At 69.8% G+C, this 22,676-nt stretch carries 23 protein-coding genes; 14 read left to right on the top strand and 9 right to left on the bottom strand.

Annotation, left to right across the window (positions count from 1 at the left end; genetic code table 11):
* Positions 1–71: 71 nt before the first annotated feature.
* From rpoZ to AB0L60_RS14115, 4 genes are all read left to right on the top strand, one after another.
* Entirely contained in the window at positions 72–350 is a 279-nt protein-coding gene (rpoZ, locus tag AB0L60_RS14100; RefSeq protein ID WP_067713345.1) for a DNA-directed RNA polymerase subunit omega, read from the top strand.
* Between the two features lie 7 nt (positions 351–357).
* On the top strand, positions 358–1,578 hold the full coding sequence (gene coaBC, locus AB0L60_RS14105; RefSeq protein ID WP_354837421.1) for a bifunctional phosphopantothenoylcysteine decarboxylase/phosphopantothenate--cysteine ligase CoaBC: 1,221 nt from the start codon (positions 358–360) through the stop codon (positions 1,576–1,578).
* Positions 1,579–1,794: 216 nt separating this feature from the next.
* Entirely contained in the window at positions 1,795–3,009 is a 1,215-nt protein-coding gene (metK, locus tag AB0L60_RS14110; RefSeq protein WP_364612503.1) for a methionine adenosyltransferase, read from the top strand.
* Positions 3,010–3,102: 93 nt separating this feature from the next.
* Positions 3,103–5,604 carry a primosomal protein N' gene (locus AB0L60_RS14115; RefSeq protein ID WP_364613096.1) on the top strand — a complete coding sequence of 834 codons (2,502 nt, stop codon included), beginning with the start codon at positions 3,103–3,105 and terminating at the stop codon, positions 5,602–5,604.
* 5 nt (positions 5,605–5,609) lie between these two features.
* Here AB0L60_RS14115 and AB0L60_RS14120 read toward each other — a convergent pair whose 3' ends face one another.
* The 3 genes from AB0L60_RS14120 to AB0L60_RS14130 are packed head-to-tail and all read right to left on the bottom strand — an operon-like array spanning position 5,610 to position 7,374.
* Positions 5,610–6,047: a MarR family winged helix-turn-helix transcriptional regulator gene (locus tag AB0L60_RS14120; protein ID WP_364612506.1), complete on the bottom strand. Its 438-nt coding sequence runs from the start codon at positions 6,045–6,047 to the stop codon at positions 5,610–5,612.
* A gap of 10 nt (positions 6,048–6,057) precedes the next feature.
* The gene (locus AB0L60_RS14125; protein WP_364612508.1) at positions 6,058–6,483 is read right to left on the bottom strand and encodes a hypothetical protein; all 426 of its coding nucleotides are present in this window, start codon (positions 6,481–6,483) and stop codon (positions 6,058–6,060) included.
* Between the two features lie 45 nt (positions 6,484–6,528).
* Positions 6,529–7,374, bottom strand: a complete 846-nt coding sequence (locus AB0L60_RS14130; protein WP_364612510.1) for an NAD(P)H-binding protein — start codon at positions 7,372–7,374, stop codon at positions 6,529–6,531.
* A gap of 77 nt (positions 7,375–7,451) precedes the next feature.
* On the opposite strand from AB0L60_RS14130, the gene AB0L60_RS14135 reads away from it, so the two are divergent.
* A complete protein-coding gene (locus AB0L60_RS14135; RefSeq protein ID WP_364612513.1) occupies positions 7,452–8,045 on the top strand; it encodes a TetR/AcrR family transcriptional regulator in 594 nt (197 codons plus the stop codon).
* A gap of 165 nt (positions 8,046–8,210) precedes the next feature.
* Here the strand turns inward: AB0L60_RS14135 and AB0L60_RS14140 are convergent, their stop codons facing one another.
* Positions 8,211–9,008: an ATP-binding cassette domain-containing protein gene (locus tag AB0L60_RS14140; RefSeq protein ID WP_364612518.1), complete on the bottom strand. Its 798-nt coding sequence runs from the start codon at positions 9,006–9,008 to the stop codon at positions 8,211–8,213.
* A 331-nt stretch (positions 9,009–9,339) separates the two neighbouring features.
* On the opposite strand from AB0L60_RS14140, the gene AB0L60_RS14145 reads away from it, so the two are divergent.
* The 5 genes from AB0L60_RS14145 (at position 9,340) to AB0L60_RS14165 (ending at position 14,779) form a co-directional block, all read left to right on the top strand.
* The gene (locus AB0L60_RS14145) at positions 9,340–9,936 is read left to right on the top strand and encodes a PadR family transcriptional regulator (protein WP_364613099.1); all 597 of its coding nucleotides are present in this window, start codon (positions 9,340–9,342) and stop codon (positions 9,934–9,936) included.
* A 198-nt stretch (positions 9,937–10,134) separates the two neighbouring features.
* Positions 10,135–11,049 carry an alpha/beta fold hydrolase gene (locus tag AB0L60_RS14150; protein ID WP_364613102.1) on the top strand — a complete coding sequence of 305 codons (915 nt, stop codon included), beginning with the start codon at positions 10,135–10,137 and terminating at the stop codon, positions 11,047–11,049.
* A 64-nt stretch (positions 11,050–11,113) separates the two neighbouring features.
* On the top strand, positions 11,114–11,686 hold the full coding sequence (gene def / locus AB0L60_RS14155) for a peptide deformylase (RefSeq protein ID WP_364612521.1): 573 nt from the start codon (positions 11,114–11,116) through the stop codon (positions 11,684–11,686).
* 1 nt (position 11,687) lies between these two features.
* A complete protein-coding gene (gene fmt / locus AB0L60_RS14160; RefSeq protein WP_364612524.1) occupies positions 11,688–12,611 on the top strand; it encodes a methionyl-tRNA formyltransferase in 924 nt (307 codons plus the stop codon).
* Between the two features lie 791 nt (positions 12,612–13,402).
* The gene (locus AB0L60_RS14165) at positions 13,403–14,779 is read left to right on the top strand and encodes a transcription antitermination factor NusB (RefSeq protein WP_364612527.1); all 1,377 of its coding nucleotides are present in this window, start codon (positions 13,403–13,405) and stop codon (positions 14,777–14,779) included.
* A gap of 34 nt (positions 14,780–14,813) precedes the next feature.
* Here AB0L60_RS14165 and AB0L60_RS14170 read toward each other — a convergent pair whose 3' ends face one another.
* The 3 genes from AB0L60_RS14170 to AB0L60_RS14180 all read right to left on the bottom strand — a co-directional run bounded on the left by AB0L60_RS14170 (position 14,814) and on the right by AB0L60_RS14180 (position 18,281).
* Complete coding sequence (locus AB0L60_RS14170) at positions 14,814–16,871, bottom strand: NAD(+) synthase (RefSeq protein ID WP_364612530.1); 2,058 nt, start codon at positions 16,869–16,871, stop codon at positions 14,814–14,816.
* Positions 16,872–16,959: 88 nt separating this feature from the next.
* The gene (locus tag AB0L60_RS14175; protein WP_364612533.1) at positions 16,960–17,841 is read right to left on the bottom strand and encodes a SigB/SigF/SigG family RNA polymerase sigma factor; all 882 of its coding nucleotides are present in this window, start codon (positions 17,839–17,841) and stop codon (positions 16,960–16,962) included.
* 17 nt (positions 17,842–17,858) lie between these two features.
* Positions 17,859–18,281 carry an anti-sigma factor gene (locus AB0L60_RS14180; protein ID WP_364612536.1) on the bottom strand — a complete coding sequence of 141 codons (423 nt, stop codon included), beginning with the start codon at positions 18,279–18,281 and terminating at the stop codon, positions 17,859–17,861.
* A 127-nt stretch (positions 18,282–18,408) separates the two neighbouring features.
* Between AB0L60_RS14180 and rpe the strand changes: the two genes are divergently transcribed.
* Entirely contained in the window at positions 18,409–19,074 is a 666-nt protein-coding gene (gene rpe, locus AB0L60_RS14185) for a ribulose-phosphate 3-epimerase (RefSeq protein ID WP_364613105.1), read from the top strand.
* 7 nt (positions 19,075–19,081) lie between these two features.
* On the opposite strand, the gene AB0L60_RS14190 is transcribed toward rpe, so the two are convergent.
* Positions 19,082–19,426, bottom strand: a complete 345-nt coding sequence (locus AB0L60_RS14190; protein ID WP_364612539.1) for a hypothetical protein — start codon at positions 19,424–19,426, stop codon at positions 19,082–19,084.
* 270 nt (positions 19,427–19,696) lie between these two features.
* A complete protein-coding gene (locus tag AB0L60_RS14195; protein WP_364612543.1) occupies positions 19,697–19,849 on the bottom strand; it encodes a hypothetical protein in 153 nt (50 codons plus the stop codon).
* A gap of 205 nt (positions 19,850–20,054) precedes the next feature.
* Here AB0L60_RS14195 and AB0L60_RS14200 point away from each other — a divergent pair, with 205 nt between their 5' ends.
* The 3 genes from AB0L60_RS14200 (at position 20,055) to ribH (ending at position 22,676) form a co-directional block, all read left to right on the top strand.
* Positions 20,055–20,681 carry a riboflavin synthase gene (locus AB0L60_RS14200; RefSeq protein ID WP_364612546.1) on the top strand — a complete coding sequence of 209 codons (627 nt, stop codon included), beginning with the start codon at positions 20,055–20,057 and terminating at the stop codon, positions 20,679–20,681.
* Positions 20,682–20,915: 234 nt separating this feature from the next.
* Positions 20,916–22,160, top strand: coding sequence for a bifunctional 3,4-dihydroxy-2-butanone-4-phosphate synthase/GTP cyclohydrolase II (locus AB0L60_RS14205; RefSeq protein ID WP_364612549.1), 1,245 nt, complete (start codon positions 20,916–20,918; stop codon positions 22,158–22,160).
* Positions 22,161–22,196: 36 nt separating this feature from the next.
* Entirely contained in the window at positions 22,197–22,676 is a 480-nt protein-coding gene (gene ribH / locus AB0L60_RS14210) for a 6,7-dimethyl-8-ribityllumazine synthase (RefSeq protein WP_357003218.1), read from the top strand.

The raw sequence follows: 22,676 nt of genomic DNA on the forward strand, positions 1-22,676 counted from the left end.
CCGAACTACCGGCTCGTCTTCGAAGTGAGCCGGATGCCACCCTTCCGAACAACCCCGCAGGAGTCCTCCTAGTGAGTACGGACATCAAGACCGCGCCCGCCTACGACACTCCGGTCGGCCTCACCAACCCGCCGATCGACGAACTGCTGGAGCGGACTTCGTCCAAGTACGCGCTGGTCATCTACGCGGCCAAGCGGGCCCGGCAGATCAACGATTACTACAACCAGCTCGGCGACGGCATTCTCGAATACGTCGGTCCGCTGGTCGAGCCGGGTCTGCAGGAGAAGCCGCTGTCGGTGGCGATGCGCGAGATCCACGCCGACCTGCTCGAGCACTCCGAAGGGGAGTAGTCCCGCGGTGACCCGGATCGTCGTCGGAGTCGGCGGCGGTATCGCCGCCTACAAGAGCTGCAACCTCGTGCGCCGGTTCACCGAAACCGGGCACGAGGTTCGTGTCATTCCCACCGAGTCGGCGCTGCAATTCGTCGGCAAGGCTACCTTCGAGGCGCTGTCCGGCCACCCCGTGCACACCGGTGTCTTCGCCGATGTGCCCGAGGTGCCGCACGTGCGCCTCGGCCAGGAGGCCGACCTGGTCGTCATCGCCCCCGCCACCGCGGATCTCATGGCCCGCGCCGCGCAGGGCCGCGCCGACGATCTGCTGACCGCGACGCTGCTGACCGCGCGCTGCCCCATCCTGTTCGCCCCGGCCATGCACACCGAGATGTGGGAGCACCCGGCCACCCGGGCGAACGTGGCGACGCTGCGCGCGCATGGCGCCGTGGTCATGGAACCGGCCTCGGGCCGGCTGACCGGCACCGACACCGGCCCGGGCCGGCTGCCCGAGCCGGAGGAGATCTTCGGTCTGGCCCGGCTGCTGCTCGAACGCGCCGACGCCCTGCCGCGCGACCTCGAGGGCCGCCGCGTCGTGGTGTCCGCGGGCGGCACCCGGGAACCGCTGGATCCGGTCCGCTTCCTTGGTAATCGGAGTTCCGGCAAGCAGGGCTACGCGATCGCCCGCCTGGCCGCCCAGCGCGGTGCGCAGGTCACGCTGATCGCGGGCAATACCATCGGGCTCGAACCGCCGGCCGCGGTCGAGGTCGTGCACGTGACCACCGCCGAACAGCTGAAGGTGGCCGTCGACAAGCACTCGCTGGGTGCGGACGCGGTCGTCATGGCCGCGGCGGTGGCCGACTTCCGTCCGGTGAACGTGGCGGCGGCTAAGATCAAAAAGGGTGCGGGAGAACCGGATTCGATCGCGCTCGCCAAGACACCGGATATCCTGGCCGGGTTGGTGCAGTCCCGTCGCGACGGGCACCTACCGGGCACCGCGATCGTCGGCTTCGCCGCCGAGACCGGGGACGAGCACGCGGATGTGCTCACCCACGCCCGGGCCAAACTCGCCCGTAAAGGCTGCGACCTGCTGGTCGTGAATGCCGTCGGGGAGGGGAAGGCCTTCGAGGTCGACACCAACGACGGCTGGTTGCTCGGTGCCGACGGCACCGAGATCGCCCTGGACCACGGGTCCAAGGCACTGCTGGCCAGCCGGGTGCTGGATGCACTCGGCCCCTTGCTCCGCTGAAGCCTCGGCACCGCAGGGTTCGGGCACTTGCCGCTGTCTGCCGCTGGGGCGGCAGATTGACGGCGACTGTCTGAGTCACGATGTGTTCTTAACGAGGGCGGCTCGCCCCTGTGCCGAACATATTGGAATAACCTGAGACAAAGGGTTGTGCGATGCAGCGGAGACGCTACTGTCGCCACCCGATACGAGAAACCCGTTGAGGGAGAGGGAACAACTGTGCGCACGTCTGGCAGCCGCCTATTCACCAGTGAGTCGGTGACCGAGGGTCACCCCGACAAGATCTGTGATGCCATCAGCGATTCCATCCTCGACGCGTTGCTCGCGGCCGATCCGCGCAGCCGGGTCGCGGTGGAGACCCTGGTGACCACCGGTCAGGTGCACGTGGCCGGTGAGGTCACCACCACCGCCTACGCCGATATCCCGACCATCGTCCGCGAGAAGGTCCTGGAGATCGGGTACGACTCGTCCGCAAAGGGTTTCGACGGCGCCTCCTGCGGCGTGAACGTCGCCATCGGCGCCCAGTCGCCGGACATCGCCATGGGCGTGGACACCTCGCACGAGGCCCGCGTGGGTGGCGAGGACGACGAGATCGCCCGGCAGGGCGCGGGCGACCAGGGCCTGATGTTCGGCTACGCCACCATCGAGACCCCCGAGCTGATGCCGCTGCCGATCTCGCTGGCGCACAAGCTGTCTCGCCGCCTGACCGAGGTCCGCAAGTCCGGCGTGCTGCCGTACCTGCGTCCCGACGGCAAGACCCAGGTCACCATCGAGTACGACGGCGCCATCCCCAAGCGCCTCGACACCGTGGTCATCTCGACCCAGCATGCGGCCGACATCGACCTGGACAACCTGCTCACCCCGGACATCCGCGAGAAGGTCGTCGACGCGGTGCTCGGCGAGCTCCAGCTGCCCAACCCGCTGGACACCTCCGATGTCCGCCTGCTGGTCAACCCGACCGGCAAGTTCGTGCTCGGTGGACCCATGGGTGACGCGGGCCTGACCGGTCGCAAGATCATCGTCGACACCTACGGCGGCATGGCCCGCCACGGTGGTGGCGCCTTCTCGGGCAAGGACCCGTCGAAGGTCGACCGCTCGGCCGCCTACGCCATGCGCTGGGTCGCCAAGAATGTCGTCGCCGCCGGCCTGGCCGAGCGGGTCGAGGTCCAGGTCGCCTACGCCATCGGCAAGGCCGCCCCGGTCGGCCTGTTCGTCGAGACCTTCGGCACCGAGCTGATCGATCCGATCAAGATCTCCGATGCCATCGGTCAGGTCTTCGACCTGCGTCCCGGCGCGATCATCCGCGACCTGGACCTGCTGCGCCCGATCTACGCGCCGACCGCCGCCTACGGCCACTTCGGCCGCACCGACGTCGATCTGCCGTGGGAGCGCACCGACCGCGCGGAGAAGCTGCGCGCGGCCGCCGGGCTGTAATTGACCGGCACCCCACCACTCTCGACGGGAGCGTCGGGCACGGAGAAACCTTCCGAGTCCGACGCTCCCGCCGTCATTGGCGAGTCCCGGCCGATCGCGCGGGTCCTGCCCCTGCTCGAACCCGCCCACCTGGACCGGGAGTTCGACTACCTGGTCCCGCCCGAGATGGACGAGCTCGCCCAGCCCGGCGTCCGTGTCCGCGTCCGCTTCTCCGGCCGCCTCGTCGACGGCTACCTCCTCGAACGGCGCGAAAAGTCCGATCACACCGGCAAACTCGTCCGCCTCGAACGTGTCGTCTCCGGCGAACGCGTCCTCACCCCGGAGATCCTCGCCCTCGTCACGGCCGTGGCCGCCCGATACGCGGGCACCCGCGCGGACGTCCTCCGCCTCGCCATCCCGCCCCGCCACGCCAAGGTCGAATCGGAGGGCGTGGAAAAGCCCGAAAAGCCCAAGCGCACTTCGAAGAAGAGCTCACCGGCCGCTGATCCTGTTGTGGCAGCCGATGACTCGGCCCACCCCGTCGTTACGCAGACCCACACCAGCGGATCGCATCCGAGTGACGAGACGACCTCCGTCGTGCCCCGAAACGCTGAAGACGCTGCCGCACACCCCGTTCCGCAAGGTGCCGAGTCTGTGGGGGTGTCGGCGCTCGCGATCGCGGAAGGTGGAAGCGACATCGCGGACGCCACGCACGGCGAGGGTGCGGACACCGCCACGGTTCAGGGCGGCGATGTATCCGGCACCGATGAGGTGACTCTTGTCGCCGACAGGGATTCGGTGTCGATGCCTGCGGCCGTCGATGCGGCCAAGGTCGCCGCCGAAAGCTCGACGGGAACCGTTGCTGCGCAGCCCGATCTGGTTGCGCTCGGCGCCGGCGTCCACTCGACGGCTTCAGTGGCCGCGGTGCCGGCAGACGAGTCCGGGGAGCAGCCGGTGACTGCTGCGTCGTCGACGTCGGCGGCTGAGTTCCCGGCGTGGGGGCGGTATGTCCACGGGCATTCGTTCCTGGGCGCGCTGGCGGCAGGGCGCGGGCCGCGGGCGGGGTGGCAGGCATTGCCGGGGGAGGACTGGGCGCGGCGGCTGGCGGAGCTGGCGGCGGTGACCGTGCGTGGCGGCCGCAGTGCGGTGATCATGGTGCCGGATCAGCGGGATCTGGATCGGGTGCTGGGGGAATGTGTTGCGCTGGTGGGGGAGTCGGCGGTGGGGTTGGCGGCGGGGTTGGGCCCGTCGGCGCGGTATCGGCGGTGGCTGTCGGTGTTGCGGGGAAAGGCGCGGGTCGTCGTGGGGACGCGGAGTGCCGTGTTCTCGCCGGTGAAAGACCTCGGGCTGATCGCCATCTGGGATGACGGGGACGATACCTTCGCCGAACCGCGGTCGCCGTATCCGCATGCGCGGGAAGTGGCCATGTTGCGGGCGCACGAGACCGGGGCGGCGTTCGTGGCGGGCGGGTTCTCGCGGACGGCCGAGGTGCAGGCCATCGTCGAATCCGGCTGGGCGCACGATCTGCTCGCGGATCGGGCCGTGGTGCGGCAGGCCATGCCGCGCATCACCGCGCCCGGCGATACCGACGCGGCATTGGAGCGGGACCCGATCGCGCAGGCCATCCGCATTCCGGCCGTGGCGTTCACGGAGGCGCGCAAGGCGATCAAGGCCGGTGGACCGGTGCTGGTTCAGGTGCCGCGGCGCGGGTACATCCCGGCGCTCGCCTGCGCCAAGTGCCGGACCCCGGCACGCTGCCGCCATTGCAACGGTCCACTGGCGCTGCCGGACAGCGCGTCCGCGTCACGTGGCGCGCTGCGCAGCGGGCGGGAAGGGGTGGCCGAGGCGCAGAGCCCGGCCTGCCGCTGGTGCGGGATCACCGAGGCGGCCTTCCGCTGCGGAGCCTGCGGATCGCGGGCGCTGCGGGCCGTCGTCATCGGCGCGTCGCGCACGGCCGAAGAACTGGGACGCGCGTTTCCCGGTGTGCCCGTACGAGGTTCGGGCGGATCGTCGATCCTTAACACCGTGCCGGAGGGTCCGCAGGTCGTGGTGTCCACCATCGGCGCGGAACCCCGGGTGCCCGGCGGCTACGCCGTCGCCATGCTGCTCGACGGCTGGGCCCTGCTCGGCCGCGCCGATCTCCGAGCCGCCGAAGATGCCCTGCGCCGCTGGATGTCCGCCTCGGCGCTGGTGCGCCCCGGCGGCCGGGTCATCGTCATGGCGGACGCCGGGATCCCGACCGTGCAGGCCCTGGTGCGCTGGGACCCGGTGTGGCACGCCGGTTTCGAGCTCGAACAGCGCACCGAGGTGCGCTTCCCGCCCGCGGTTCGCTTCGCCGCCATCGACGGCACCGCGGACTCCATCGCCGAATTGCTCGGCGAGGCACAGCTTCCCGATGGCGTCGAGATCCTGGGCCCGGTGCCGCTGCCGCCGGGTGCGCGAAAGCCGTTCTCCTCCGGCGACTCTCCCGCCGAGGTCGAACGCATGATCCTGCGCGCCGACCGCGCTACCGGCGCGGCCCTCTCCCGCGCCCTCACCGCCGCCCAGGCCGTCCGCAGCACCCATCGCTCCGACGCGCCCCTGCGCGTCCAGATCGACCCCATTGACATCGGCTGATCCGCTCAGGGGCCGGTGATTTCGTCGCGGGGGAGGGCGGCGAGGGTGATGAGGGCATTGAGGAAGCCGCGGCGATCGGCGGCGGGGAGCTTGCCCAGCAGGTGATCCTCCCGGGCCTGGATCCCGGCCTGCGCCGCGTCGCGCAGGCGACGGCCCTCCGGGGTGAGGGCGAGCAGCCGGGCCCGGCGGTCGGCCGGATCGGGGTGGCGTTCGATGAGGCCGCGCTCCTGCAGGTCGTCGAGCACCGCGATGATGCGCGTCTTGTCCGCCCCGATCTCCTGCGCCAGCACGCCCTGACCCCGCGCGGGCCCCTCGTCCAGATGCAGCAGCACGACGTACGCCCACATGGTGAGTCCGTGTGCGGCGAGTACCGGTTGCTCGGCCGCCATCAGGGCGCGGCCCAGGGGGACGATCATCGCTGCCAGGTCCGGACGGTCTGTCATGCGGACAAGATTAGGCGGCGTGCCGGTGCGGCCTTTCGATCGTGTCGCCGGCGCGGGTCAGAATCGCGTCGGCGTCGAACGTTTCGGCCTGCCAGGAGTCGACGCCGATGCCGACCCGGCCGCGCCAGGCCCGCACGATCGCGGTGTGCACCGGCCACCGCACGAAGCGGCGCATATCCCGCTCCGACTCCCACACCGAGATCGAGCCGCCGCGGAACTCGGCCGGCCTGCCCCACAGCCACAGGCCGACCGCGCCCTGCATGACCGGCCACGTTTTCCCCAATTCCAGCCCGGTCGTGTAGATCTCGCGCGACTCCGTCTCCGAGCTCGCGAGGAAATCGGTGACGCTGATGAAGACCGGGCCCGAGAGCTGGTGATTCGGGCCGGGATTCCACGGCATCAGCACGGTGCCGTCCGAAAACAATTTAGTATGCATACGCTTACGATAAGCGATGGCGTACTAAATGTTCAATGGCGAGATTCACCGGAAGGCCGGTGCCACGCGGGCCGCCCATTCGGCGTATCCGGTTGCCCGCCGGCCCAGCACCCGCTCGACATCGCCGCTGACCAGCTGCTCCTCGGGCGTCGGCTCGCCGAGGATGGTGAGCGTATGGTCGGCGACCGATTCCGGCATGAACCGCAGCATGTTCACCCGGGCCTGCTCGCGGGTGAGCTCCGCGAACCGCAGCGGCTCGCCCAGCGCGGCCGCCAGCGCCTGTGCCTGCTGGCGTGGGGTGACGAGCTCCGGACCGGTCACCGTGTAGACCTGCCGGTCATGGCCGTCCTCCCGCAGTGCCGCCGCGGCCATGGCCGCGACATCGGCCGGATCCACCTGCGGCAGACCGACATCCCCGAACGGCGCGGGTATCATCCGCTCGGCCCGCACCGGCTCGATCCAGGCGAAGGTATTGCTGAAGAACCCGCCCGGCCGCAGCACCGTCCACTCCAGATCCGAAGCGGCCAGCGCCCTCTCGAATTCCAGCGTGCGCGCGTAGCCGTCACTGCCCGGCCGCGTCACCGCGCCCTGCGAGGACAGGAACACCACCCGCCGGACACCCGCCGCCGCAACGGTTTCCAGCACCTCGGTGGCCGCCGGTCCCGCCACCAGCTGCGGGCCGGTGATGAGCAGGAACAACGCCCGCGCACCCGCCACCGCCCCGGCGAGGCTGTCCAGCTCCCCGATATCGGCGCGGCGGTGCTCGGCGCCCGCGGGCAGATCCACCGGCTTCTCGCCCCGCGACACCGCGACCACCTTCTCGTCGGCCTCCGCGAGCTGCCGCACGAGAGCGCTGCCGACATTTCCGGTCGCACCGGTTACCACGATCATCTGTCCACTCCTAAGTTAGTTGGCTGACTAACTCGAACCATAGGGCATGCGACCGGGCATTGTCTATGGTTAGTCGTATGACTAACTCAGTGCCGCGAGCGACGGGCCCGAAGGCGGGGAAGCGGGAGCGGCTCGCGGACGCGGCGGCCAAGGTATTCCACGAACAGGGCGTCGAGAAGACGACCATCGCCGATATCGCGCGCGCCGCCGAGGTGCCGGTGGGCAACGTGTACTACTACTTCAAGACGAAGGATCAGCTGGTCCAGGCCGCGATCGGCGCCCATGCCCGCACCGCCCAGGAGATCATCGCGGCCCTGGAACGCTTCGATGCCCCCGCCGAACGACTGAAGGCCCTGGTGCGCGGCTGGGTCGACCAGCGCGACCTCGCCGCCCAATTCGGTTGCCCCTCCGGCTCTCTCGCCACCGAACTCGACAAACGCGCCGACGGCCTGGACCGCGAACTGGCCGCCGTCATGCGCGGCCTCCTGGACTGGATCGACACCCAGTTCGCCGCCATGGGCCGCACCGACTCGCACGAACTGGCCGTCGCCCTCCTGGCCGCCTACCAGGGAATCTCCCTGCTCACCAACACATTCCGCGACCCCGCGATGATGGAAGCCGAAGGCGCACGCCTGGAACGCTGGATCGACTCCCTCGTCCCGGCAACCTGAGCGCCCCCATGCGGTCGCGGGGCGCATCGGCCCATTCGGGCAGACGAGCGGCACGGGTCAGATGGTTGAGCGAAATCACGTGAAGCCCGGAGCGTGCCGGATGCGGATGCGTGAGTGTGGCGCCGGTCGTGCGGTCCGGGGCCCGGGCGGTGCGGTCGGGTCGGGTCAGTTCATTTGGGGCTGAGCGGGTCTCACGGACCAGCGGCCCTCATCGCGGAGGATGCGGACCGGGTGGTCGAAGCAGGCGCTGATGTGGGCGGTGGTGATCACCTCGCCGACCGGACCCGCGGCGACCGTGTGGCCGTTGCGCAGGAGCATGGCGTGGGTGGTGCCCGGCGGGAGTTCCTCCAGATGGTGGGTGACCAGGACCGAGGCGAGGCCGGGGTGGGCGCGCTGGAGCAGGTCGAGGCGTTCCAGGAGTTGTTCGCGCCCGGCCAGATCCAGGCCGGTGGCGGGTTCGTCGAGCAGGAGCAGGCGCGGGTTGGGCATGAGAGCGCGGGCTATGAGGGTGCGGCCGCGCTGGCCCTGGGACAGGATCTGCCAGTCGGCGTCACGGCGGTGGGACAGGCCGAGCAGGTCGATCAGGCGGTCGGCCTCGGCGAGCTGGGCGGGCGTCGCGTGCCAGCGGGGGATCAGACCGGCGGTGTTGGTCGCGCCGGTGATCACCACGTCGCGGACCGTGAGCGGGCCGCTCGGAGTGTGGCGCGGATCGACATGGCCGATGCCGGCCCGGAGTGCGCGCATGTCGACGCGGCCGAGCCGCTCCCCGAGCACCTCCACACTGCCCCGGGTCGGATGCTCGAACGCGCCCAGCATGCGCAGCAAGGTGGTCTTGCCCGCGCCGTTGGGGCCCAGTAGCGCCCAGTGCTCACCGGTGCGCACGGTGAGCGAAACCCCTTGCAGGATGGGGTTTCCGCCGCGCACCACCGTCACGTCGCTCACGTTCAGCACCGGATCCGTCATGGGCCCACCGTAGCAAATTCCTCAGACAAGTTGAGGAGTAGTGGTTGGCTCACGGACTGCCGGGGCAATCCGCGAGCGGTCTGACCGGTCGCCGCACCGCCGCGCCTATCTGCGCCCATGGTCTCCTGACCGCCTAAGTCCAAACCGGACGGTTTGTGTCTCGCCTCACCCTTGTCGTGGATAGATTGTCGATATATCGTCGATAGCAACGAACACAACGACGAGCCTTGAAGGAGGCACGACCATGGAACACATGGACAACATCGAACGGGGCCGCGGCCCCTGGCGGCGACTGCGCGCCGAGGAGCAGCAGGGCCCGGAACACCCGCGGATGCGTCGCGGCGGCCCGCGTGGCCCGCGCGGCGACTTCGGCCCGCACCGCCACGGCCACGGCCGTGGTTTCGGCCCGGACTTCGGTCCCGGCTTCGGACCCGGTCCGCATTTCGGCCGCGGTCGCGGCCGGGGCGGGCGCGGCCGGCGCGGCGATGTCCGCGCGGCCATCCTCCTACTGCTGCAGGAGCGGCCCATGCACGGCTACGAGCTGATCCAGCAGATCCGCGAACGCAGCCAGGATGTCTGGCGTCCCAGCCCGGGCTCCATCTACCCCGCGCTCGCGCAGCTCGAGGACGAGGGGCTGGTGCTGATCGAGAAGGTGTCGGGTCGAAAGACGGCCAAGCTCACCGAATCCGGTGTCGAGTACGTCGAGGCCAACCGCGCCGAGCTGGGCGATCCCTGGCAGGACGTCAAGGACGGCGTCGGCGATCAGGCCCTGGACCTGCGCGGACTGGTCGGCCAGCTGATGGGCGCGGTCGCCCAGGTGGCCGCGGTCGGCACGCAGGAGCAGGCGGCCAAGGCGGCGGAGGTGCTCACCGAGGCGCGCCGCTCCCTCTACCGGATCCTCGCCGAGGACGACACACCCGAAAAGTAATGGCCTCGAAACCCTGCTTCCCGCTGGAACATTCGGGCTGATTCCGACGAAGATCGTGACATGGGACAGAAGCGCCCCATGCGATCTTGTGACATGGGACAACGGAGGAGCCGGACCCGCGCACTGCGCCGCGTGGCACCGGTGGGGGTGATGGCGCTGGCGGCCGCCGTGATCGGTACGGCCGCCACACCGACGGGGATGTACGCACAGGCCGAACCGGCCGTGACTCCGGTACTTCAGGTACCGGCGCAACAGGGGCCGCCGCAGACCGAACATCTGGCGGCGGCCCGCTATCTCAAGGAGCATCCGGACGCGGCGCCCCAGGGCGCCAACGACTTCGGCTGCAAACCGACCGCGGAGCATCCGCGCCCGGTGGTGCTCGCACACGGCACCGACTCCTCGGCCTACTCCGACTGGTCGGGCATCAGCCCACTGCTGGCCCAGGCCGGGATCTGCGTATTCGCCCTCAACTATGGCGGCAAACCCGGCAAGGACACCTACGGCACCGAGGACGTGTGGGCCAGCTCCGCGCAGATCGGCACCTTCGTCGATCAGGTGCTCGCCGCGACCGGGGCCACCCAGGTGGATCTGGTCGGATTCTCGCAGGGCGCCAGCGTGACCCGGTACTGGATCAACAAGCTCGGCGGCGCGCCGAAGGTCGGCCAGTGGATCGGCCTGGCCTCGCCCAGCTACGGCGGGATCATGTACGGGCTGGTGCCGATCGCCGACGCGGTGCCGGGCATCTACAAGCTCGTGGAGATGGGATCCTCCACCGCCGCCATTCAACAGGCGGCCGGATCGCCGTTCATCAGGGACCTGAACGCGGGCGGCGACACGGTGCCCGGTGTGAAATACACGACGATCGGCAGCCGCGTCGATGAAATGATCCAGCCCAACACCAACATCGCGCTGCATGGCGCGGGCGCCACCAATATCGTGCTGCAGGAGCAGTGCGCGGAGGACCTGACCGGGCATTTCCACCTGGTGTACGACCCGTTCGTGCAGCGGCTGGTGGTCAATCTGCTCGATTCCGCGCACCCCGTGACACCGGCCTGCGTGCCGGTCGCACTGGGCACCGGCATCAGCGATGTCGTGTTGGCGGCGCATTCCTGATCAGGGTGGTCACGGGCGTCCGTAAAATGAGACGACCGTATTCGTTCGCTATCGGGAGCTGCCCGTGACCATCCAGCCTGTCCGCCTGTTCGGCGATCCGATCCTGCGCGCCCGCGCGGCGGAGGTCGAGACGTTCGACCGGGAGGTGCGCCAGCTGGTGACCGACCTCATCGACACCATGTACGAGAGCGGGGGCGTCGGCATGGCGGCCCCGCAGATCGGGGTCGGGCTGCGGGTATTCGTCTACGACACCGGCGACGCGCAGGGGCATCTGATCAACCCGGTCTTCGAGGTGATCGGCGACGAGACCCAGACCGGACCGGAGGGCTGCCTGTCGATTCCGGGCGTGCGCTTCGACGTGACGCGCCCGCTGACCGTGCTGGCCCGCGGTGTCGACATGGACGGCAAGCCGGTCGAGTTCCGGGCCGAGGGGCTGCTGGCGCGCTGCGTGCAGCACGAGACCGACCATCTCGACGGGGTGCTGTTCCTGCAGCGGCTGGAGTCGGCCGCGCGCAAGGAGGCCATGCGTACCATCCGGGAATCCGGTTGGTTCACACAGGGAGTCACGGTGCTGCCGGCGTCCGAGATCGGCGGCCGGCGTCGCGCGGCGGCCGGTGACCGGGAACGGAGTCGTTGATATGCGTCTGGTCTTCGCGGGAACCCCCGAACCGGCGGTGCCGTCGCTGCGGCGGCTCATCGAATCCTCCAGGCACGAGGTGGTCGGGGTGGTGACCCGGCCGGACGCGGTGGCCGGACGCGGCCGCAAGATCACCCGCTCGCCCATCGGGCGGCTGGCCGACGAGCACGGGATTCCCGTGTTCACGCCCAAGCGGCCGTCGGAGCCCGAATTCATCGAGCAGCTCACGGCTTTGGCGCCCGACTGCTGCCCGGTGGTGGCCTACGGCGCGCTGCTGCCCGAGCCGGTGCTCGACATCCCCCGGCACGGCTGGATCAACCTGCACTTCTCGCTGTTACCCGCCTGGCGCGGCGCCGCACCGGTGCAGGCCGCCATCCTCGCCGGTGACGAGTACACCGGCGCGTCGACCTTCCGCATCGAGAAGGGCCTCGATACCGGCCCGGTCTTCGGCACCATGACCGAGCGCATCGCCGTCGCCGACACCGCGGGATCGCTGCTGGAGCGGCTCGCCGACAGCGGTTCGGTCCTGCTGGAATCCACCCTCGACGCCGTGGAAGACGGCACCGTGCACGCGATTCCGCAGCCCCTGGACGGTATCTCCTACGCCCCCAAGGTGGATCCTGAGGCCGGCCGCATCCGCTGGAGCCAGCCCGCCCTCGCCATCGACCGCCGGATTCGCGCGGTCACTCCCGCGCCCGGCGCCTGGACCGAAATCGACGGCAAACGCCTCAAACTCGGCCCCGTCGAAATGGTGGAGGAGACACTCCCGGTCGGCACCATCGACATCCGCAAGACCGGCGTCTACCTCGGCACCGCGAGCACCGCGGTCCGCCTCACTCAGGTCCAGCCCCAGGGCAAACGCATGATGCCCGCCCTGGACTGGGCCCGCGGCGCCCGCCTCGAGCCCGGTACGGTGGTCGAGTGACCCGCCCGGACGGCGAAGGCCGCGACCGCGATTCGCGCACCGGCGGTCGCCCGCAGTCCGGCGACGGCGACCAGCGCCGCGGTTTCCGCCGCTCCGCATCCGCCGGGGATTCGGGCACTTCGCGGGCGAGCGACCGATCCCAGGAGGATCAGCGCCGCGCATCGGGATACCGAACCGGTGATGCACGCGCCGCGAACTCGCGGGGCGGCACGCAATCCGGTGAGGGTGAACAGCGTCGCGGCTTCCGCCGCTCCGGCGGGGCGGCAGGCGATTCGGGTGCGGCACGATCCTCCGGATCACGCGGGACCGACGGCGGGGATCAGCGGCGCGCAGGCTTCGGCAAAGGTGAACGCCCTGTGGGAGACCGCAATTCGGGCTCGAACCGGTCGGGTGGCGGACTTCGCGGGCGCGACGGGTATGGGTCGGGCACGGGCCGAGGCCGCGATTCGGCGGTCGGCAGTCGGAGGAGCGACGACCGGCGCGGCGGATTCTCGGAAGGGGACCGGGACTCCGGGGCGAACCGGTCGGATCGTGGGCCTCGCGACGGCGATGGGCGGAGTCCCGGGCGTGACCGCACCGGGTCCACGAGCGGGCGTTCCTTCAGCGGCAGCCGTGGCGGGGACGCCGCCGGCGGTCACGAGGGCCGTGGTAGCAAGCAGGGCGATCGCGCTGGCCGCGGTGAGTCGTTCGGCGGTGACCGCGCGGGCGGCCGGAGTGGCTCGTTCGATCGCGAAAGGACCGCGGGGCAAGGCCGGGGGCCGAAGCGGACCGCGGCGGACTCGAAGGCCGGCATGAGCAGTGCCGCGGCCCGGCGGGCCGAGCGGGCCGGGGCCGATCCGGTGCGGATGGTGGCGCGGGATGTGCTGCGGGCCGTGCGGGAACGGGATGCCTACGCGAATCTGGTGCTGCCCGGACTGTTGCGGGAGCGGCATATCAGTGGGCGTGATGCGGCGCTGGCCACCGAGTTGACCTATGGGGCCTCACGCTCGCAGGGGCTGCTGGACGCGGTGATCGCGGAGTGCGCGGGGCGAGGTGTCGAGGAGATCGACGGACCCCTCCTGGATGCGTTGCGGCTGGGGACCTATCAGCTGCTGCGCACCCGGATCGGCGCGCACGCGGCGGTCGACACCTCCGTCGCGCTGGTGCGAGCGGAGTACGGGCAGGGGCGGGCCGGGTTCGTGAACGCGGTGCTGCGGCGGGTGGCCGAACACACTCCCGAGGAGTGGGTGGAACGGCTCGCGCCGCGGGATCCGCTGGGGCACTTGGCATTCGAGTACGCGCATCCGGTCTGGATCGCGCAGGCCTTCGCGGACGCCCTGGGCGCGCGGGCCGGTGAGCTGGCCGACGTGCTGGCGGCCGACGACGCACGGCCCGCCGTGCACCTGGTGGCGCGCCCCGGCGATATCACCGCCGAGGAACTGGCCCTGGTCACCGGCGGCGAGGAAGGCCGCTGGTCGCCGTACGCGGTGTACCTCGAGGGCGGTGACCCGGCGAAGCTGGAGCCGGTCCGCGAGGGCATGGCCGCCGTCCAGGACGAGGGCAGCCAGCTGGTCGCCCTGGCCGTCACCCGCGCGCCCCTCGAGGGCCCCGACGCCGGCCGCTGGCTCGACCTGTGTGCCGGGCCGGGCGGAAAGACCGCGCTGCTGGCCGCGATCGCTGATATCGACGGCTTCCGCGTCGATGCCGTCGAACCCGCCGAGCACCGCGCCGACCTGGTCCGCCAGGCGACCCGCGGCATGCCCGTGGACGTTCATGTCGCCGACGGCCGCGACAGCGGGCTGACTCCGGGCTTCGACCGCATCCTCGTCGACGCCCCCTGTACCGGCCTGGGCGCCCTGCGCCGCCGCCCGGAGGCCCGCTGGCGCCGCCAGCCCTCCGACGTCCGCGACCTGGTCACCCTGCAGCGCGAACTCCTCACCGCCGCATGGGATCTGGTCCGCCCCGGCGGTGTCGTGGTCTACTCGACCTGCTCTCCGCACCTCCCGGAAACGGTCTCCGTGGTGGCCGATATGGTCCGCCGCACAGGTGCGGAACAGCTCGACACCCGCGAGCTGCTCCCGGGCGTCCCGGAACTCGGCGACGGCCCCGGCGCCCAGCTGTGGCCCCACCGCCACGGCACCGACGCCATGTTCCTGGCCGCCCTGCGCAAACCGCTTCAGCCGCAATAGGGTCCGACTCGCACGGGTCGATTCGCGGCGGTCGTCAGCCGGGGACGTTGCGGTCGAGTTCGTCGAGCCAGGCGGCGGCCGAGGCATCACTCGGCGCGCGCCAATCACCGCGTGGGGACAGGGATCCGCCCGAGCCGACCTTGGGCGCATTCGGGAGGGTGGAGCGTTTGAACTGGCTGGTCTGAATGAAACGGCGCAGGAATTCGGCCAGCCAGTGTTTGATGGCGGGCAGGTCGTATTCGTGGCGCTGGTCGGCGGGGACGAGGTCGGGCCAGCCGCCGCGGGTGCGGTCGGACCAGACATGGTGGGACAGGTAGGCGATGCGGCTCGGCAGGTCGCCGAAGCGCAGCAGGTGGTAGAGGTGGAAGTCCTGGAGTTCGTAGGGGCCGACGGTGGCCTCGGAGCTCTGCGGCGGAGCGTCGCCGTCGGCAGGAATGAGTTCGGGGGAGATCTCGGTGGCGAGAATGGAGGCCAGGACCTCACCCGCCTCGGGCCCCAGCTCGCCGGTGTCGATCGTCCAGGCCACCAGGTATTTGATCAATGTCTTGGGGACCGAGGCGTTCACGCTGTAGTGGGCCATGTGGTCGCCGACGCCGAAGGTGCACCAGCCCAGCGCGAGCTCACTGAGGTCGCCGGTGCCGACGACCAGGGCATTGTGCAGATTGGCGAGCCGGAACAGGTGTGAGGTGCGCTCGCCCGCCTGCACGTTCTCATAGGTGACGTCGTACTGCGGAACCCCTTCGGCGGCAGGGTGCTTCAGGTCTCGCAGCATCTGCGTGGCCGATGGCCGGATGTCGATCTCGTGTGCCGTCGCCCCGACCGCCCGCATGAGCCGCCGCGCGTTCTCGAGGGTGCGGGTGCTGGTGGCGAAGCCGGGCATGGTGTACGCCAGGACATTCGAGCGCGGCAGTCCCAGCCGGTCCATGGTCTTGGCGGCCACGATGAGCGCCACCGTGGAGTCCAGGCCGCCGGACACCCCGATCACCACCCGCTGTGATCCGGTGGCGGTCAGCCGTGTGCTCAGTCCCTCCACCTGGATGTGATGCACCTCGGCGCAGCGCTCGTTGCGACGGGCCGGATCGGCGGGAACATAGGGGAAGCGCGGGATCTCGCGCCGCAGCGCGACGGTCCCGGCGGGCACGGGCAGCTCGACGTCGATGCGCCGGAACCGTTGCAGCCGCTCCCGATGATCGTGCACGGTGTCGGCGAAGCTGGTGGTGCGCAGCCGGTCCGCGGCCAGCCGCCGCAGATCGATATCGGCGGTGACCACCTGCGGGTGTCCGGCGAACCGCTCGCCCTCCGCCAGCACATTGCCGTTCTCGCACACCAGCGCCTGTCCGTCCCAGGCCATGTCGGTGGTCGACTCACCGTGCCCGGCAGCCGAATACACGTACGCGGCGAGATACCGCGCCGAATGTGAGGCGCACAGTTCGCGCCGGTAGTCGGCCTTGCCGATGACGATATTGCTGGCCGACAGATTCACCAGCACACTGGCCCCGGCCAGGGCGGCGAAACCGCTGGGCGGCAACGGTACCCAGCCGTCCTCGCAGATCTCGAGATGGAACACGAAATCCGGCAGGTTGCTCGCGGCGAACAGCAGATCGGCCCCGAACGGCACCCGCTGCCCGGCGATCACCACCTGGTCGTCGAGGGCCTCCCGCGCGGCCGCGAACTGACGCTTCTCGTAGAACTCCCGATAGTTGGGCAGGTAGCTCTTGGGCGCGGCGCCCAGCACCCGGCCCCGGTGAATCACGATGCCGCAGTTGAACAGCCGGCCCTGCGCCCGCACCGGCGCGCCCACCACCAGCACCGTCTCGATGGCGGTGCTCTCCTCGACCACGCGCTCGAGCGCCAGTCCGACCGCGGCGTCCAGCGCGTCCTGATGGAACAGGTCGTCGGCGGTGTAGCTGGACAGCCCGAGTTCGGGGAAGATCGTCAGCGCCGCGTGCTCGGCCGCGGCGCGCCGGGCCAGCAGCAGGGTCTGTTCGGCGTTGAAGCCCGGATCGGCGACCCGCACCGGTGGCACGGCGACCGCGACCCGCGCGAACCCGTGCCGATACAGCGAATCGAACGGCAGTTGCTGTGACAACACCGACCCCTTTGCGTCCGGCCGAGGCGATCATGACCCGACCGCAATCTACCCATGCTGGGCGCGCGCCGGGGCCCCGGCCCCGCCGGAGTCACTCGCGGGCGGACTGTTCCCGCAGGCGGGCAAGGGTTTTCGAGAGGATCCGGGAGACGTGCATCTGCGAGATGCCCATCTGCTGGGCGATCTGGGTCTGGGTCATGGATTCGAAGAAACGCATGGTGAGGATGCGGCGTTCGCGTTCTGGGAGCCCGGCCAGCAGGGGCCGGATGGCCACATACTCCTCGACGCGGTCGAACTGGGATTCTTCCTCGCCGAGAGTGTCGAGGAGCGAGGCCTCGGTGTCGCGGCCGGCGGAGACGGCGTCGATGCTGCTGGGTTGGTAGGCGTTTCCGGCGATGACCGCCTGGGTCACCTCGTCGGCGTCGATCTCGAGGGCGGCCGCGATCTCCTTGGCGGTGGGGGAGCGGCCCAGTTGCTGAGAGAGGGCGTCGATGGCGGAGCCGATGCGCAGGTGGGTTTCCTTGACGCGGCGCGGCACCCGCATGGCCCAGGTGTTGTCGCGGAAGTAGCGGCGGACCTCGCCCATGATGGTGGGCACCGCGAACGACAGGAAGTTGGAGCCGCGGGAGATGTCGAAGCGGTCCACCGCGTGCACCAGCCCCACTCGCGCGACCTGGGTGAGGTCGTCGAAAGGCTCACCGCGGCCGCTGAATTTGCGGGCGATGTGATCGGCGAGCGGAATGCAGCGGTTGATCAGTTCGGTGCGCAGTGCGGCGCGCCGCCCGGATTCCGGTGCGGCGGCGGCCAGTTCCTCGAACAGCGTGGTGACATCGTCGTAGCCGGAGACGCTGCGCGCGACCTCCTCGGCCTCGTCGGCGTCGACCGTCTCCTCGGCGGTGTCCTCGGTCTCGTCCGTTTCCCGGTCGTCGCGCGGTTCCTCGGGTCCCGGCGCCTCGGCGGATGCTGCGAACACGTTGTCTCCGTCGGTCACTACGCCTTCCCCCGGACCCGCCGGAACTCCACCGCCGTCGGGTATCCGGAGATCGCCGGATCGAAGGGTTCCTGGGTGGCGGTGACCTCGTCGGACAGCGTCCGCAGCACGTGCCAGCCGAAGCTGCGCTGGTCCGGTAGCCCCTCGGCCCCGGCGATGCCGCTCACCCGCACGATCAGATCCGAGTCGCCGACGGTGAACACGCACTGCAGCGTGGTGCCCGGCGCGGCGACGGCGATCAGCGTGGAGGCCGCCTCGTCGACGGCCAGCCGGATATCGGCCACCTCGTCCAGGGTGAAATCGCTGAGCAGCACCAGTGTTTCGGCGAGTCCGCGCACGATGGGCAACTGGGAGACGGACGCGGCGACACCGATCTCGACCGGTGTACTGCGCAACCCTTGTTCCGCCGAAATGTTGATCACTCTGTAGAGGCTACCCATTCCGGTGCGCGGCAATCAGCCATTCCCGTTGACGTGGGGGCCTTGGGGGGCTGCCGATAGACTGCGGCCCGTGTGCACCTCTTCCTCCCCCTTCCAGCGGCCCGCTCCGATGATCGCCCCGTCCATCCTGTCCGCCGACTTCGCGAATCTCGCGGCCGAACTGCAAGCGATCGAGGGCGCCGACTGGGTGCACGTCGATGTGATGGACAACCACTTCGTCCCGAATCTGACGCTGGGTCTGCCGGTGGTGGAAAGCCTGTTGAAGGTGACCGACATTCCGATGGACTGCCACCTCATGATCGAGAACCCGGAGCGCTGGGCCCCGGGCTACGCCGAGGCCGGCGCCTACAACGTCACCTTTCATGCCGAGGCCACCGACAACCCGATCGCGGTGGCGCGTGACATCCGCGCCGCGGGCGCCAAGGCCGGGCTCTCGGTCAAGCCGAACACCCCGATCGAGCCCTACCTCGAGATCCTGCGCGACTTCGACACCCTGCTGGTGATGAGCGTCGAACCCGGTTTCGGTGGACAGTCTTTCATCGCGCACGTGCTCGACAAGGCCCGGCAGGTGCGCCGCCTGGTCGACGCCGGCGAGCTGCGCCTGGTCGTGGAGATCGACGGCGGCATCAATATGGATACCATCGAGCAGGCTGCCGAGGCCGGCATCGACTGCTTCGTGGCGGGCTCCGCGGTGTACGGCACCCCGGACCCGGCCGCGACCGTGGAAATCTTGCGGCAGAAGGTGATCGCGGTCGAGGCGGCGTCCGCGCAGTAGCGCATGCTCAGTGCTGTAGCAGCACTTCGATCACCGATTCCAGCGGCGGAACCGTGTCGCTGGAATCGGGGGAGTGCACCCAGGTGCGGTATCCCGTCCGCTCGTCGTCGGCGGACGGGAGCACGACCTGCGCTCCCGGGCACGCGACGGTGGCGTAGAGCCGGAACAGGGCGGCGGCCACCGATTTGGTGAGGGATTCCGGCCGGGCGGGGCCGGTGATGAAGGTCCATCGCCGTGCCCGGGGATGGTGCACGACCGGGCCGGCCAGATCGGCCTGCGCCAGCTGCTGCTGGACGCGTTCGCCGAGGTCGGCGGGCATGGTGATGGCCCCGTAACGAGTGCCTATCTCCAAGAGGATGTGCCGTGACGTCGGGTCGATCGATGCCGGCAGGTGAAGATCGCGTCGGTACTGTACGCAGCGAACTTCGAGTGTCGAATCGAGAAGCATGGTCACGCCGCACCCCCAACTGTGCCGATTGTGTTGTCTGCCACCTGAATCCGACCCGCGCGGGGTCCAACCTTCCTTCGGTTCTGCTTGCCATGATCGTCACGGCCAGGACCGGCCGTGGACGCGGTGACCGTTCTGCACTGAACTGCTCGCGGAGAAGTTGAACTGTGGGAATCAGCTGCATAACAATCTTGCGACCATTCTCGCTGCCGCGCAAGATTCTGGGTTGAGCGAGTCGTGAATTGGGTACCACTCTACGTTGGGCCAGGTCAGGCCATTCAAAGTATCGGTAAATCCCGGCGTTTCAATATTGGCGATCGCGCCCATGAACACAATTATCCGATCGCACATTGGCTTACGCCCGATTTCGTCCATCCACCGGTATCCAACGCTCCAGTGAACGAGGCCGCATGTCGCCTACGACCCCGCGTCGTTAGGCTGAAGGGGACGGCCGTCCACGCGGGGAATACCGCGTACCGCACCGGCTGTTGGCTCGAGCGGAGCACGCACACGCGATCAGGGAGAGGTACGCATGTTCACAGGCATCGTCGAGGAGCTGGGCGAGATCCTCGCCACCGAGCAGCTGGACGATTCGGCGCGGCTGACCATTCGCGGCCCGCTGGTGACCTCCGATGCGGGACACGGTGATTCGATCGCCGTCAACGGCGTCTGCCTCACCGTGGTCGACCGGAAGATCGAGGGCGACACCTTCACCGTCGACGTCATGGCCGAGACCCTGGACCGCTCCAGCATCGGCGGCCTGACCGTGGGCTCCCGCGTCAACCTCGAGCGCGCGGCGGCCGTGGACAGCCGCCTGGGCGGGCACATCGTGCAGGGTCACGTCGACGGCACCGGCACCATCGTCTCCCGCACCCCGTACGAGAACTGGGAGGTCGTGCGAATCTCCCTGCCCGACAGCATCGCTCGCTACGTGGTGGAGAAGGGCTCGATCACCGTGGACGGCATCTCGCTGACCGTCTCGGGCATCGGCCTGGCCGAGGACGCCTTCGCCGACGGCGCCAAGGACTGGTTCGAGGTGTCGCTCATCCCCACCACCCGCGAGCTCACCACCCTCGGCACGGCCCCGGTCGGCACCACCGTGAATCTCGAAGTCGACATCATCGCCAAGTACGTCGAACGGCTCGTACAGCGCGGCTGACGTCCAAGGTCGCGGCCCAAGCGCGGGGAGGCGGAGCGCTCGTTCTGGACTGCGCTCCGCCTCCCCGCGCTTGGGAGCGGGGGAGCGAACGGCTCCATAGACCTGCGCCTTGGAGGAGCGGAGGAGGGAAGAACGAGACCTCCAGGGCCGCGAACCCGCGACGCCGGAGGCGGCGCAAATTGGACAGTGCCCTAGTGTAGTGAGGCACCTAATTCGAGATGGAGCACAACAGACGTGACCAGGTTCGACACCATCGAGCGCGCAGTCGCCGACATCGCCGCCGGTAAGGCGGTTGTCGTCGTCGACGACGAGGGCCGGGAGAACGAGGGCGACCTCATCTTCGCGGCGGAGAAGGCGACACCCGAGCTGGTGGCCTTCATGATCCGCTACACCTCCGGTTACATCTGTGTGCCGCTCACCGGGGACGACTGCGATCGCCTGGGCCTGCCACCGATGTACGCGGTCAACCAGGACAAGCACGGCACCGCCTACACCGTCTCCGTCGACGCGCGCGAGGGCATCACCACCGGCATCTCGGCCGCCGACCGCGCCACCACCATGCGCGTGCTGGCCGACCGCAACGCCAAGTCCGACGATCTGACCCGCCCGGGCCACGTGGTTCCGTTGCGCGCCAAGGACGGTGGCGTGCTACGCCGGCCCGGCCACACCGAGGCCGCCGTGGATCTGGCCCGGATGGCCGGGCTCAGCCCCGCCGGCGTCATCTGCGAGATCGTCAGCCAGAAGAACGAGGGCGATATGGCGCGCACCGAGGAGCTGCGCATCTTCGCCGACGAGCACGATCTGGCGCTCATCTCCATCGCCGACATGATCGCCTGGCGCCGCCGCAACGAGAAGCACGTCAAGCAGGTGGCCGAGGCCAAGCTGCCCACCGAGTTCGGCGACTTCCTGGCGATCGGCTACGAGAGCGAATACGACGACGCCGAGCACGTGGCCCTGGTCATGGGCGATATCGGCGACGGCACGGACGTGCTGGTGCGCGTGCACTCCGAGTGCCTCACCGGCGACGCGTTCGGCTCGCTGCGCTGCGACTGCGGCCCGCAGCTGGACGCCGCCATGGAGATGATCGCCCAGCAGGGCCGCGGCGTGCTGCTCTACATGCGCGGCCACGAGGGCCGCGGCATCGGGCTGCTGCACAAGCTGCAGGCCTACCAGCTGCAGGACGGCGGCGCCGACACCGTGGACGCCAACCTGGACCTGGGCCTGCCCGCCGACGCGCGCGACTACGGCATCGGCGCCCAGATCCTCGCTGACCTGGGCATCACCTCGATGCGGCTGCTCACCAACAATCCCGACAAGCGTGCCGGGATCGAGGGCTACGGCCTGAGCATCAGCGAGCGGGTGGCGATGCCCGTGCGCGCCAACAAGCACAATCTGCGGTATCTGCGCACCAAGCGGGATCGGATGGGCCACGACCTGGTCGGCCTGGAAGACCTGGACCTGGGCGAAACCGCGAACTGACGCGCCGGAACCGACTATCGAGAGGGCGGAACGAGAATGAGCGGTACGGGCGTACCGACCTTCGAGCTGGCCGATGCCAAGGACCTCAAGCTGGGGATCGTGGCGTCGCGCTGGCACACCACCATCTGCGACGCGCTGGTCGCGAACGCGGAGCAGACCGCCCGGGCCGCGGGCGTCGCCGACATCACCGTGGTCCGGGTCGCCGGCGCGATGGAGCTGCCGGTGGTGGCGCAGGCACTGGCCCGCAGCCATGACGCGGTGGTCGCGCTGGGTGTCGTGATCCGTGGTGAGACACCGCATTTCGAGTACGTGTGCGATTCGGTGACCGCCGGTCTGACCCGGGTGTCCCTCGATGAGAGCACCCCGGTCACCAATGGCGTGCTCACCGTGAACACCGAGCAGCAGGCGCTGGATCGCGCGGGCCTGCCCGGCTCGATCGAGAACAAGGGCGAGCAGGCCGCGGCCGCCGCCCTCGACGCCGCGCTGACCCTGCGCGAGCTGACCCAGACCGTCTAG

Source organism: Nocardia sp. NPDC051981 (genome assembly GCF_040680715.1).
GTDB lineage: Bacteria > Actinomycetota > Actinomycetes > Mycobacteriales > Mycobacteriaceae > Nocardia.